Source organism: Brevibacterium sp. HMSC08F02 (assembly GCF_001807555.1).
Taxonomy (GTDB): Bacteria; Actinomycetota; Actinomycetes; order Actinomycetales; family Brevibacteriaceae; genus Brevibacterium; species Brevibacterium ravenspurgense.
On the sequence record NZ_KV789343.1, the window covers coordinates 17,475 to 29,823 of the forward strand.

Annotated in this window: 13 protein-coding genes and 1 tRNA gene; 10 read left to right on the forward strand and 4 right to left on the reverse strand. The window is 62.2% G+C overall.

The window, feature by feature from the left end; translation table 11 throughout:
* Nucleotides 1–67 precede the first annotated feature (67 nt).
* The 3 genes from HMPREF3172_RS01135 (at nucleotide 68) to HMPREF3172_RS01145 (ending at nucleotide 2,293) form a co-directional block, all read left to right on the forward strand.
* Entirely contained in the window at nucleotides 68–1,345 is a 1,278-nt protein-coding gene (locus tag HMPREF3172_RS01135; protein ID WP_141741548.1) for a sensor histidine kinase, read from the forward strand.
* 52 nt (nucleotides 1,346–1,397) lie between these two features.
* Nucleotides 1,398–1,601 (forward strand): hypothetical protein, encoded by a 204-nt coding sequence (locus HMPREF3172_RS01140; RefSeq protein WP_070514806.1) that lies wholly within the window; start codon nucleotides 1,398–1,400, stop codon nucleotides 1,599–1,601.
* Between the two features lie 65 nt (nucleotides 1,602–1,666).
* A complete protein-coding gene (locus HMPREF3172_RS01145) occupies nucleotides 1,667–2,293 on the forward strand; it encodes a response regulator transcription factor (RefSeq protein ID WP_256173096.1) in 627 nt (208 codons plus the stop codon).
* Nucleotides 2,294–2,692: 399 nt separating this feature from the next.
* Here HMPREF3172_RS01145 and HMPREF3172_RS01150 read toward each other — a convergent pair.
* Nucleotides 2,693–2,766, reverse strand: a tRNA-Pro gene (locus HMPREF3172_RS01150).
* 288 nt (nucleotides 2,767–3,054) lie between these two features.
* Between HMPREF3172_RS01150 and gcvH the strand changes: the two genes are divergently transcribed.
* The 4 genes from gcvH (at nucleotide 3,055) to HMPREF3172_RS01170 (ending at nucleotide 5,882) form a co-directional block, all read left to right on the forward strand.
* Nucleotides 3,055–3,459 carry a glycine cleavage system protein GcvH gene (gene gcvH / locus HMPREF3172_RS01155; RefSeq protein ID WP_070514811.1) on the forward strand — a complete coding sequence of 135 codons (405 nt, stop codon included), beginning with the start codon at nucleotides 3,055–3,057 and terminating at the stop codon, nucleotides 3,457–3,459.
* Nucleotides 3,459–3,926, forward strand: a complete 468-nt coding sequence (locus tag HMPREF3172_RS01160) for an FHA domain-containing protein (RefSeq protein ID WP_083281346.1) — start codon at nucleotides 3,459–3,461, stop codon at nucleotides 3,924–3,926. The genes gcvH and HMPREF3172_RS01160 overlap by 1 nt, the downstream gene beginning before the upstream one ends.
* A complete protein-coding gene (locus HMPREF3172_RS01165; RefSeq protein ID WP_070514813.1) occupies nucleotides 3,923–4,399 on the forward strand; it encodes a bifunctional nuclease family protein in 477 nt (158 codons plus the stop codon). The genes HMPREF3172_RS01160 and HMPREF3172_RS01165 overlap by 4 nt, the downstream gene beginning before the upstream one ends.
* Before the next feature lie 106 nt (nucleotides 4,400–4,505).
* Nucleotides 4,506–5,882, forward strand: coding sequence for a class II 3-deoxy-7-phosphoheptulonate synthase (locus HMPREF3172_RS01170; RefSeq protein ID WP_070514861.1), 1,377 nt, complete (start codon nucleotides 4,506–4,508; stop codon nucleotides 5,880–5,882).
* Nucleotides 5,883–5,996: 114 nt separating this feature from the next.
* On the opposite strand, the gene pknB is transcribed toward HMPREF3172_RS01170, so the two are convergent.
* Complete coding sequence (pknB, locus tag HMPREF3172_RS01175; RefSeq protein ID WP_070514815.1) at nucleotides 5,997–7,931, reverse strand: Stk1 family PASTA domain-containing Ser/Thr kinase; 1,935 nt, start codon at nucleotides 7,929–7,931, stop codon at nucleotides 5,997–5,999.
* The gene (locus HMPREF3172_RS01180; protein WP_070514816.1) at nucleotides 7,915–8,883 is read right to left on the reverse strand and encodes a lytic transglycosylase; all 969 of its coding nucleotides are present in this window, start codon (nucleotides 8,881–8,883) and stop codon (nucleotides 7,915–7,917) included. Before HMPREF3172_RS01180 ends, pknB begins: the two co-directional genes overlap by 17 nt.
* 142 nt (nucleotides 8,884–9,025) lie before the next feature.
* Between HMPREF3172_RS01180 and HMPREF3172_RS01185 the strand changes: the two genes are divergently transcribed.
* A complete protein-coding gene (locus HMPREF3172_RS01185; RefSeq protein WP_019175283.1) occupies nucleotides 9,026–9,379 on the forward strand; it encodes an Rv2175c family DNA-binding protein in 354 nt (117 codons plus the stop codon).
* 22 nt (nucleotides 9,380–9,401) lie between these two features.
* On the opposite strand, the gene HMPREF3172_RS01190 is transcribed toward HMPREF3172_RS01185, so the two are convergent.
* Complete coding sequence (locus HMPREF3172_RS01190) at nucleotides 9,402–10,487, reverse strand: polyprenyl synthetase family protein (protein ID WP_019175282.1); 1,086 nt, start codon at nucleotides 10,485–10,487, stop codon at nucleotides 9,402–9,404.
* A gap of 97 nt (nucleotides 10,488–10,584) precedes the next feature.
* On the opposite strand from HMPREF3172_RS01190, the gene dinB reads away from it, so the two are divergent.
* Together dinB and HMPREF3172_RS01200 are read left to right on the forward strand one after the other, a co-directional pair.
* Nucleotides 10,585–11,808 (forward strand): DNA polymerase IV, encoded by a 1,224-nt coding sequence (gene dinB, locus HMPREF3172_RS01195; RefSeq protein WP_019175281.1) that lies wholly within the window; start codon nucleotides 10,585–10,587, stop codon nucleotides 11,806–11,808.
* A gap of 94 nt (nucleotides 11,809–11,902) precedes the next feature.
* Nucleotides 11,903–12,307: a DUF3040 domain-containing protein gene (locus HMPREF3172_RS01200; RefSeq protein ID WP_070514817.1), complete on the forward strand. Its 405-nt coding sequence runs from the start codon at nucleotides 11,903–11,905 to the stop codon at nucleotides 12,305–12,307.
* The last annotated feature ends 42 nt before the right edge of the window (nucleotides 12,308–12,349 follow it).

Below are 12,349 nucleotides of genomic sequence, written 5' to 3' on the forward strand. Positions count from 1 at the left end.
AGCCCAATAGCCGTTGCATCCGTCGTCGGGAACAGCGTCGTGGGTTGAGTCGCAGGTGTATCGAACTGTGACCTCCATGACGCTGGTCCGAGCCTCGTTCACCGCTACCGTAAAGACACTGATGATTCTCCTGGAGGCGAAAGAAGGACAATATTCGGTGGTGACGAGACAATTCGTCGTGAGACCCTCACGCGCGGCGACGCCGAAATGGATCAGTTTCATGAGAGGTCCGAGGTTCGTGGACCTACCCTTCCGAGTGCTATTGCTCCTTATCAGCGTTGCAGGACTCATGCCGGCGGCAATGGAATCGTCGAATCCTCAGTATGTTGCGTTCCAGGTTCTCGGGGCGATCCTGATTGTCAGCGTCTGTTTCGTCCCGCTCACCGCTGGCTTGATGGGGTTAGTGCTATTCGTTGTCTTTGGGATCACCTTCCCCGAGTTCGTCAATCCATTTCCGACCGTTGCTGGAGCCGCGATCGCGCTTGTCCTGAGTCAGCTGCGGATCCGTTCGTTTTCCTTACTGACGCTGCTGCTATTCGGGATCGTGGTTGCCCATACGGCAGTGGGAATCTGGGAAGGGGATGGTGAGTCGCTCTTTACGATGGCTTTCGGGTGGCTACTTGCTGTGATCCTCGGACTTGCAGCAGCAGCATTTGAGCAGCGTATCCAGTCTGAGATCTTGATGAGAACAGCACAGGCACGCTCACACGAGAGAAACGTAGAGAGGATGCGGTTGGAACTCGCGCTCGATACGCACGACACTGTCTCTCACGGTCTGGCCGCGGAGGCAGCGATCATTCGGATGCTCGGTGTTGAGGCCCGTATGGAGGATCGCTCCGATTCGAGAATCACGGAGTTGGCGCTGGTCAATGTACACACGCAGCAGCAGCTTCGTGTGCTGCTGGCCCGACTCACCGGCGATCTTGATGGACGACGGACCATGAGGGCATTCGACGTTGAGATACTCAAGGCTGCGGAGATGATCGGTTCAGCTGCAGAGGCAGGCGGGTTCGATATTGGGATCCGCGTTGAAGCTCTGCCGAGTGACGCGCCTGCAGAGACGCTTGAGACGGCTCAGTTCATTCTCAAGGAGCTCGCTACGAACATGGTCAAACACTCCTCAGCAACGTCCTCATGCGCGATATCTGTCGAGCAGGTTGAGAAACAGATGGAGATATGGATCGAGTTCGAAGCGTCCAATCCAGCTCTGCAAGCACCTACGCGTACGCCCCGAAGTCTCAGCGCGCGGGTGGAACGTGCAGGAGGGCGTTTGAGCACGTCTCATGACGAGGGGATGTTCGCGATTAAGGTCGCGATTCCCGTAGGGAACGGGGTCGCAATGTAGATACCTCGTATGAGGGATGTCCGAGGAGGTGGAATTGGCGTGCTCTTAGAGCATGAAACTCATCGTCGCCCTCTCGACTGCTGCTGCTCTTCAACTCTCCCCCCTGACCGCCCCAGTCGAACGCGCCCCCGCCACCGTGTCCATCCACTCGGTATCGGCAACTGATGAAATCGTCGTCAGCCCCACGCGAAATCCCTACAAGTGCGTTATCTGGCGCGTCATCGACAAGAAGAAGTTTCAGAAGTACTGCAAATGAACCCTTCAAGCCGCCACATCCCGGTGCAAGCGCCGAGCGCTCACGGACGCCTTTCGGTGCTCATCGTGGACGACGACCAATGGACCACACGAGCGCTCTCCTACGCGCTTGTCACTGAGCCCGACATGAGTGTGCTCCCGCCAGTTCATAGCGGTGAAGAAGCCGTTGAAAGCTACCGGCAGCACCGTCCAGATGTGGTCCTCATGGACGTCAATATGCCCGACGGGATCAGCGGCGTGGATGCGACCCTTCGCATTCGTAAGCTCGACCCAGACGCGACTGTGATCATCCTCAGCACCGTCTCCCCGGGGCCAGGGCTCGCACGTGCTCTCGAAGCGGGTGCGGCCGCTGCGGTGAATAAGACTTGCTCCGAATCAACTCTGCGCGAAACGGTCCGCGCTGCTGCACGTGGAGACGACCCCAGCATGTTGAAGTTCCTCGCGCGAGACATCGTCATCGCCGGCGACGCCCTACCTGACGCCCCTGCAGTGAGTCCTCAAATTACCGAACGCGAGCATGAAGTGCTCACTCTGATCTGCGAGGGGCGCGGATACGAGGAGATAGCCGAGACCCAGGGCATCTCCGTTTGGACGGCGAAGACACAGGCGAAGCATCTGCGAGAAAAACTTCAGGCGGAGAATCTGGCTCAACTCATCGTCCGCGCCCTTCAGTACCGCTTCTACTCGACCTAAGAGGCATGGAAGCACCTCAGGGGCGGTCTCAACCAAGGGCATAGGGTAATCGCGAGAAGTGTCAGTCATGTTCGCGGGCCCACCCCGGTATCCGTGTCCTGTGACATCTGAGGGCAATCGATATCTCGGCATAGGTGAAGCCGGCCGGGCTCCATATACCTCGAATGAGGGGTGAGAGCGGTCTTGCGAGGCACCTATGTTCCTATCACCGGACATTCCGGTGCGAAACACACTTCAGAAGGAGCACTAATGCTTCGCAAAAGAAAGTGCCTGGCAGGGTTCTTGCTGGCTGGAAGCCCGGCCCTGGCCGGAGGAGCGGGAGGCGCCGGGCGTAGTCGCGAACGACTCCGGACATGACGAAACCCAGGTCAGAAACAGTGTCTGACATGGGCTTTTCCGTCGGGCTAGCGGGATTTGAACCCACGACCTCTTGACCCCCAGTCAAGCGCGCTACCAAGCTGCGCCATAGCCCGTGGCGTTGAGCCTTGTAAATAGTAGCGAGTTGTTTCATGGAAGGCAAAACGGGATGTGTGCTCATGTTTCGGTCGGCACGGTCAGTTGCGCACAGGGGACGAGGCGGACGTGCAGGAATCGCTGATCGGGCAATAATTACGGGCCGGTGTGTGAGACGCAGGACTCAAAGTTGATACGATGAACTTGCCGTATCATTTCAGCTTCGCAATATACGGCGTCTGCTGTTGCGCAGATGTTATCTTCGGAGCTGAAAGGTAGGTTTGAGTAAGCCTGAGCAAGGAGAAGACATGTCTGACGCTGCAGCAACGCAGAATCTCAAATACTCGCGGGACCACGAATGGGTCGACGCCACTGCTGATGCTGCCACCGTGCGCATCGGCATCACCGACTTTGCTCAGGACCAGCTCGGCGACGTTGTCTTCGTGGACCTGCCCGAAGTCGGCGACACCCTGGAGGCCGGAGAAGACTTCGGCGAGGTTGAATCGACCAAGAGCGTCTCCGACCTCAAGGCTCCCGTCTCCGGTGAAGTCCTGCGCGTCAACGACGCACTTGAGGACGAACCCGAAATCATCAACAGCGACCCCTACGGTGATGGATGGATGCTGGAAGTGGCCCTTGCCGATCCCTCGGAAGTCGAAGCGCTGCTTGACGCCGATGCATACAGTGCGCACGTCGAAAGTGAAGGTGCTTGATGACTCAGCAGCCCCAGCCCGGAAACCCGGAAGGAAACGGCGCAGAGCAGCCGGAAACCACGGCACACCAGACACGGGCGGCTCAGCCGGCGCCCATCAGCGGCATTCTTGACCCGCGCACCGGCGAAATCCGTCCCGTTCCCGACGTCGGCCACCTGCAGGAAACCGACGCGCTGCTCGTCGTTGTCTCCGGACCTGACGCGGGTGCCCAGATCCTGCTTGACACCGATGTCGTCACCGTCGGCCGCAGCCCCAACGCGGACATCTTCCTGGACGACGTGACGGTGTCGCGCAAGCACGCTGAATTCGTCCGCACACCGTCGGGCTTCACCCTGCGCGACACCGGATCGCTCAACGGCACCTACGTGGGCCGTGAGCTCATTGACGAAGTGGAACTGCAGAACGGCGCCGACGTGCAGATTGGCAAATTCCGCATGATCTTCCAACAGCGCCCGAGGACTGCGTGACTGAAATTCAACTCGAAGTCGTCGGAGTTCGCATCGAACTGCCGGCGAATCAGCCGATCCTGCTTCTGAAGGAAGCCGCCCAGGCGCGCTTCCTGCCCATCTGGATCGGATCTTCGGAAGCCAATGCCATCGGCATCGCACTGCGCGGGGTGACTCCGCCTCGGCCGCTGTCGCACAACCTCATGGTCAACCTCATCGAGGAGTACGGCGACACTCTCGAGTCCGTGCACATCACGGAAGCTGACTCCCACACCTACTATGCGGAGCTTCGCACCCGCCGGGGACGCACGGTGTCAGCGCGCCCATCCGATGCGGTCGCAATGGCGCTTGTTGCAGGATGCCCCGTCTATACCACCGCGGAGCTGATGGGGCAGGCCGGAATCGAAGGTCCGGAGCCTGACGAAGAAGAAGTCGCCCAGTTCCGCGAGTTCCTTGACCACGTGTCACCCGAAGACTTCGAAGGCGAATCCTGACCCACCTATACTGAGGAATTCCGAATGCTCCGGAACTCTGCGGACCGGAGTGCAGATCGCCCATGCTGACAGCAGAGAGTGGATGATTGTGAAAAGCGTTAACCCGATGTTCGAGCTGGCCGGCGATGCCCGCGCCTCCGAGGAAACCCTCAAAGGTCTCGACGCCTGGCGCGATCTCGACCCCAAACAGCAGCCGAAGTACACCGACGCTGAAGAACTTGAAGGCGCGCTTGAACAGCTGCGCAGGGTCCCGCCGCTGGTGTTCGCAGGCGAAGCCGACCAGCTGAAAGCCCAGATTGCAGCTGCCTCGCGCGGCGAAGCGTTCCTGCTTGCCGGCGGAGACTGCGCCGAATCCTTCGAAGACTCCACCGCCGACAGCATTCGCCGTCGCGTTCAGACGATCCTCCAGATGGCCGCTGTGCTCACCTACGGCGCTGCCGTTCCCGTCGTCAAGATGGGGCGCATGGCCGGCCAGTACGCCAAGCCGCGCTCATCCGATGTTGAAACCCGGGACGGCGTGACGCTGCCCAGCTACCGCGGGGACATCGTCAACTCCCACGAATTCACAGAAGAGGCTCGACGACCCGACCCGGTCCGTCTGCTCGACGCCTACCACGCATCAGCCTCGACCCTGAACCTCATGCGCGCCTTTACCAAGGGCGGTTTCGCGGACCTGCGCCAGGTGCACCAGTGGAACCGCGGATTCCTCGGGGCGAACGAAAACTACGTCCGCTACGAAAAAATGGCCGGCGACATCGACCGAGCACTGCGCTTCATGGACGCCTGCGGTGTCGACTTCGACGCTATGCGGACCGTCGAGTTCTACTCGGCCCACGAAGCTCTGCTCCTGGAATACGAGCAGGCACTCACGCGCATTGACTCGCGCACGGGTGACCCCTACGACGTTTCCGGCCACTTCCTGTGGATCGGCGAACGCACACGCGACATCGACGGTGCTCACGTCGACTTCCTGTCGCGCGTGAAGAACCCCATCGGCGTGAAGCTCGGCCCCAACGCAACGGCAGACGACGCTCTGCGCTTGGCCGAAAAGCTTGACCCGGAAGGCGAACCCGGGCGTCTGACCTTCATCACCCGGATGGGCGCGCAGACAATCGGCGAGGCACTTCCCAAGCTGCTTGCAGCTGTCAAGGACGACCTCCCGCAAGTCCCCTGGATGTGCGACCCGATGCACGGCAACACCATTACGGCCTCCAACGGCTACAAGACCCGCCGCTTTGAGGACGTCATGGGCGAAGTCACCGGGTTCTTCCGCGCCCACCAGGAAGTCGGCACGGTGCCTGGCGGCATCCATGTTGAGCTCACAGGCAACGACGTCACGGAAGTCATGGGCGGCGGAGCCAACATCGATGAAGAGGGTCTGCAGCGCCGCTACGAAACTCTTGTGGACCCGCGCCTGAACCACGACCAGTCACTCGAAATGGCATTCCAGGTGGCCGAGTACCTCACGGAGGGAACGGACTGAAGCACCTGACATAGAAGAGCAAAGCCGCCGGGAGAGAAATCTCCCGGCGGCTTTGCTTGTGCCACACGAAGCTGATGGAGGCGGACTGAGCCGCGAAGAGCAGCAGACTGAGCGTCAGTCTTTCGGCTTGTCGTCTTTCTTCTTTTCGTCCTTCGGCTTGTCGTCCTTCGGTGGCTCCTTGCCCTTGGAGACTTTGAGGATCACCAGGGTATCCGCAGTCCTCTTCTTGCCGGGGCCGGGGTACATGGCCACAACCTTGCCCTTGGGCGTGTATTCGCTGTAGACGTCATCGCGCGCAACCCGGAAGCCCATGCCCAGCAGACGCTTATACGAGGCTTCGTAGTCCTGCCCTCGCAAGTCCGGGATGGCGATCGTCTTGGGTCCGCTGGACACCGTTATGTCGACCGCGCTGCCCTTCTCGGCTTGGGCTTCGGCCTGGGTGCTTTGGGAGACGACGCGGCCCTTCTTGCCCTGCCCTTCGACGGTCGAGACCTTGCCCTTTTTCAGGCCGGCGTCTTCCAGAGCCTTTGTCGCTTCGTCCTCTGTTTTTCCGACGAGTGTGGGAACTGCGACCATTTCAGGACCATCCGAGGTGACAAGAGTGACCGATGATCCTTCCTGCAGCTGTTCACCCGCGGCGGGGCGCGTCTCAATGACGGTGCCCTTGGCGATGTCGGCGTGCTTGCGGGTCTCGGTGCTGACAGCGAAGCCGGCCTGCTCCAGAATCTGCCGAGCCTCAGCCTCGGCAGTGCCTGCCTCGATCTGGGGAACCGCAGCCATGACGACTTCCTGCTCGGTTTCGCCCCCGATCACACCGGAGGCTTTTGCAATGCCGAACGTGCCCGCCAGGCCAACAGCAGCGACAGCCGCAACCAGCCCAACGAAGACAGGACGGCGGCGGCGTGAGTCGCGCGGCTCATCGTCAGATTCGAGTTCTCCCACGGCAGTCGGTTCGTCCTGTATGGGTGGAAGGTCGACCGGGGGAGTGCCGTCAGCCGAAACCGCGGCGGCGGTCAGCGTGCCGGGGATCTCGCTGGTCGAATCGACTTCGGCAGGCGTTTCGTCAGTGGAGAGCTTGGGAATCTCACCCGTGCCGGGGACCGGTTCGGGTGCTTCGAGACCGATCTGCTCGTCAATGTCGGCGGTTGCTGTGAGCGCCGGTTCGGTGGGATCCGCCGCATCCGATGTGCCGCCGAAGTCCAGCTGCTCATCCGTCATTGCCAACCGCGCCTCGCCAAGAGCCTGGCGCATTGCAGTGGCGCTTTCCGGGCGGTCGTCCGGCTTGGGGCTCGTCGCCCACAGGACAAGAGCATCCAGCTGGGGGCTGAGACCGGGAACTGCCTTCGACGGTGCTGTCACACGGTCGTGCACGTGACGGTAGGCCACCTGAATCGGGACGTCGTCCGTGTACGGCTGGGAACCGGTGAGCATCTCGTAGAACATGATGCCCAGCGTGTAGAGGTCTGTGCGCTCATCAGCGCCGCTGCGCGTGACGAGTTCCGGTGCGACATAGCCGACAGTGCCGATGAGCGTTTTCGTCGTGGTTTCGCTCGTCACAGCGCGGGCGAGTCCGAAGTCAGCGAGCTTGATCTGCCCGTCGGTGCCCAGAAGCACGTTGTCGGGTTTGAGGTCGCGGTGGATCATCCCGGCTTCGTGAACAGCTTCGAGTGCGGCGAGGATCGCGTCGACGACGCTGATGGCCTGGCGGGGTGTGAAACGGCCGCGGAACTTCAGTTCCTTGCGCAGAGTGACCGACTCGAGGTACTCCATGACCAGATACACGACGTCCCCATCGCGGGACTGATCGTTTACCGCGATGAGGTTGGGGTGGGACAGCCGGGCGGCGTTCATCGCCTCGCGTTCGAAGCGCTCAACAAACGAGGGGTCGCTCGCCAGGTGCGCGTGCATGACCTTGACCGCGATCTCACGGTCAAGCCGCAGGTCGGTTCCGCGGTACACCATGGCCATGCCGCCGCGGGCGACAACGGATTCGATGCGGTAGCGGCCGTCGAGGACGACGCCGATCAGCTGATCACGGATCTGTGCCATGCGGCACCTCCGAATCGTGGCTGTAGCGTTCGGTGAGGATGTCGACGGTGCGCACGAACGAACGCGTGTCCGGCGCCATTCCCGTCTGCTCAATGCTGGCGGCACCCTGGTAGTAGGCGGCGACGGCGGCCGAGCGGTTGTCGGTTGTCGCCAAGAGCCTGCGCAGGATCGCAAGCCCTGCGACGATGTTGTTTTCAGGGTCGAGGATGTCCAGACGACGGCCGATGAGCGATGAGGCCCACTGGCCTGCCCGCGGTGTCAGCTGCATGATGCCGATGCCGTTGACCGGGGAGACCAGCCGGTGGTTCAGCCCGGATTCTTGGGTTGCAACGGCCAGTGCCAGTGGTCCGTCAACACCGATTTCACCGGCCAGGCGAAGGATCGTTTTGCGCACCCAGGCGCGTGACGGAGAAGGACGGCGCATGAGCTGGGCCTTATTCAGCCGGGCCGCCATCAGCACGTCCTCCGGGTATTCCCGTCCATCGACGGAGTGGGGAATGTTCGGCAGCTTTTCCGGCAGGGTGGGTTTGACGCGGGCGCTCGTGGCACCGGAACCGGACAGGGCGAGGACTTCTCCAACGGTAATGAGAACGGAGGTTCCCATTGCGTTGGCCCGCTGCAGTGCCGCGGTCGAGGTGCCGTGTTGGCGGGCGATGGATTCGAGGGTGTCGCCGGGTTTGACGGTGTGGCCGGCAGGCGGCGGTGGGACGTTCTTTTCGGGCAGGGAGAGGATCTGTCCGGGTGTCAGTGAGGTGCGTCCGCGCAGATCGTTCAGTTCGATGAGAGCGGGAGCCGAAACGCCGTGCTTTTTTGCCACGCTGATGACGGTGTCGCCCGTGCGCACACGGTAGGTGCGACCGCCGTGGGTGACGGGTACGGCCTCAGTGATGGTTCCCGAGGTGAAACCCGGCGCGGGCGCACCTGTAGGGTCGCGCCTGGTGTCTCGCTGCATGGGACGCTTTCTGTGGGGAAGTTGGTATGCCCCCAGGTTAGGTGCACCGGTTGGCGGGCACAGCCAGGCCCGGCGGCGTGTCGGATCATCCGACCGTTCGGCCGTCACGCCTCAGACAGTGGTCGTGCCGTAGGCTTGAAGTGTGAAAAAAGCTGAAGAGATCGTTGACGAATGGGTGACCGCAGCAGAAGCTGCTGAGCTTCTCGACGTGCCGGTGACAAAAGTCCACCGCAAGATCGAGGACCGTATTCTTCTGGGCCTGAAATCCGGAACTCCGCCCACCATGCGGATTCCGGCGCTCTTCATAAAAGACGGCCAGCCCGTGCCTGCTCTGCGCGGAACTCTTGTTCTGCTGTCCGACGCCGGATTCTCGGACGACGAGGCGATCGCCTGGCTGTACGAAGAAGACGACACCCTGCCCGGGCGGGCCATTGACTTCCTGCGCCGCGGCGAAAAATCTGAGATCCGCCGGCGCGCTCAGGCGCTGGCCATCTGAGTCGGCCCGGGATTCCGGACCCTCAGCTTGAGCGAACGGTGAGGGACTGCGCGTAGCCGCGCAGCACCTTGTGTCCTTCGGCGTCCAGACCGAGTTCACTGAGCCTGTCGAGTGCCGCCTCGGAATCGGCAACTTCCCGCGCAATGAGCTGCTCCATGCGCTCAAGCGCACCGGAAGAGCGGATCAGGTCGGTCATGCGCGCGATGTCCTCAGCGGTTTTGCGCTCAGCCGCCAGGGTGCTGACAAACCAATCGCGCTCACCCTCCGGCAGAGCCTCGAGGGTGTAGCCCACCAACACGGTCTTCTTGCCCTGACGCAGGTCATCGCCCGCGGGCTTGCCGGTGACCTCCGGGTCGCCGAAAACGCCGAGTTCGTCATCGCGCAGCTGAAAGGCCCGACCCAGGGGCAGGGCGAAAGCACGCAGCGCGTCAATGACCGCCTCATCTGCTCCGGCAATCGATGCGCCGACGGCAAAGGGCTGTTCGACGGAATACTTTGCGGTTTTGTAGGTGAGGACTTCCCAGGCGCGGTCCGTGACGTCGGCGGCCGGAACGGGGGCGTCCTGTACGTAGATGTCGAGGAACTGTCCGAACATGACATCCCGGCGCAGGTCGTTGCGCGCCTCCAGTGCAGCCGGTGACGTCGCATCCGGCAGGCCGGTCATCGACCAGAACTCTTCTGACAGGGCCAAGCAGAGGTCGCCGGCGACAATTGCCGTGGCGATTCCGAAGTGTTCGCTGTCGCCGGCAAAGCCGTCGTTCCTGTGCAGGGCTTCGAACTGCCGGTGCACCGACGGAGCACCCCGGCGGGTGTCGGATGCATCAATCACGTCGTCGTGAATGAGAGCTGCGGCGTGCAGAAGTTCGACAGCCGCGGCGGCATTTGCGATGCCGGGGTAGGTCTCAGCGCTGCCGCCGGCAATCTCAAAGCCCCACCAGGCGGCCAGAGCGCGGATGCGCTTGCCGGAGGCCGTGAAGTCCAGAATCGGCCGCATCAGGTGTTCAGCGGTCGGCGACAGCGCTGTGAAGCGGCTGGCGGTGCTGTTCAGGCCCTCGCGCAGAGCGGCATCGACCTGGCGGCGGACATCAGACGGTTCTGTAAGGCTCATGCCCTAAGCCTAAACGGGCCGCGGCCTGGGTTGGACGCGGGATGAAACGGGCCTCTCCCCGGGTTTCTGTCCGTGTACGATGCGCAGAGGGGGACGCATGAGCAGAAAGCAGCTGGACCGCACGGGCGGTGATCTGACGGGCCTGGGTGATGACGACACCGGCTGCACAATTCTCCATCTGGACATGGACGCGTTCTTCGTGTCCGTTGAACGCCTCCTCGACCCTTCGCTCATCGACCGTCCCGTCATAGTCGGCGGTCGCAGCGGGAGGGGAGTGGTGGCCTCAGCCAGCTATGAGGCCCGGGCCTACGGAGTGCACTCGGCCATGCCGATCGGCCGTGCCCTGGCGCTGTGCCCGAACGCGGTTGTCGTGCCACCGACGAAGGGCGTCTACTCCGAGTATTCAGACCGTGTTTTTGCTGTTGTCAGCGACGTCACCCCGGACTTCAGCCGTGTCAGCGTCGATGAGGGCTACATCGATGTGTCCGGTGCGGTGCGCAGGCTCGGCAGTCCCGCGCGCATCGCCCTGCACCTGCGGCAGACGATTGCCGAAAGGATGGGTCTGCCGTCCTCCATTGGGCTGTCCAAAGCGATGGTCGTTGCCAAGATCGCGTCAGCCAGGGCCAAACCCAACGGCCAGCTGGTGGTGCCGGTGGGGAAAGAAGCTCAGTTCATGGAGTCGATGCCCGTCACAGCGCTGCCGGGGGTTGGCCGAGCCACGCACGAAACCCTGTCGCGCTACGGCATCCGCACAATCGGCGATTTGGCCCGCCAAACACCGGCGTGGGCAGCGAAGACCCTCGGTTCGGCCGGGCCGGCACTCGTCGGCTACGCGCAGGGGCGCGATCACCGGACTGTGCACGACAGGGCAAAAGACCATTCGATCAGTGCGGAGAGCACATTCGACGACGACATCTACCAGCTGGAGCTCCTGCGCACCGAACTTCTTCGTCTGGCTGACAAAGTGACCGCCCGAGTGCGGGCCGAGGGGCTCGCCGCCGGCACTGTCACTCTGAAGTTCCGGTCACCCGACTTCACCACCATCACCCGGTCGGTCACCCTGCCGGCTCCGACAGATGTCACGGGCGAGGTGTACGAGGCTCTCCTCGGACCTCTGGAGACGGCCGCGGCCAAGCGCACAGGGGCCAGGCTGCTGGGAGTCGCGGCATCGAACCTCCAGCCCGTCGGGGTTGTCGGCAGGCAGGAGACTCTGGAAAGCAGCGGCAGGTCAACACGCGAATCGGACATCGCGGTCGACGAAATCCGCAAGAAGTTCGGCAAGGGAGCTATCTCTCCCGCCTCACTCCTGCGCCCGGAGTAGGGACTTTTTCTCCCGCCCATGGAGTTCAAAGACTCATGTGGCACTATCATTAGTCGTATCGACTTCAGAAAGTTTTGGGCAGGAAGTTCACACCATGGCTCTTTCAGATCACGAACAGCAGCTTCTCGACCAGCTTGAACAGCAGCTGCGGAGCGAAGACCCCAGCTTCGCCCAGAACATTTCGCGCCCTGCGGAGGACGCTCCCGGCCTGCGCCTTTCGCCGCGCCGCCTGGTTTTGGGCATCGTCATTCTCGTTGTGGGCCTGGCTGTCGCAATCGCCTCGCTTTTCTTCTTCAACATGCCCCTGGCGGCTGTCGGCGGTGTGGTCGGCTTCGCAGCCATGGTCTTCGGCGGCTACTACGCCGTGACCCCGGATGAAAACGCCGCGGCTTCTTCGTCCAGCACAGGATCAGCGCCCCGCAAATCAGGTGCGCCCAAGCGCCGCTCGTCCTTCATGGAGCGCATGGAAGATCGCTGGGACAGGCGCCAAGAGGGCTGAAACGAACATAAACGCGTAAGCGGCGGTGGAGTTTTCCACCGC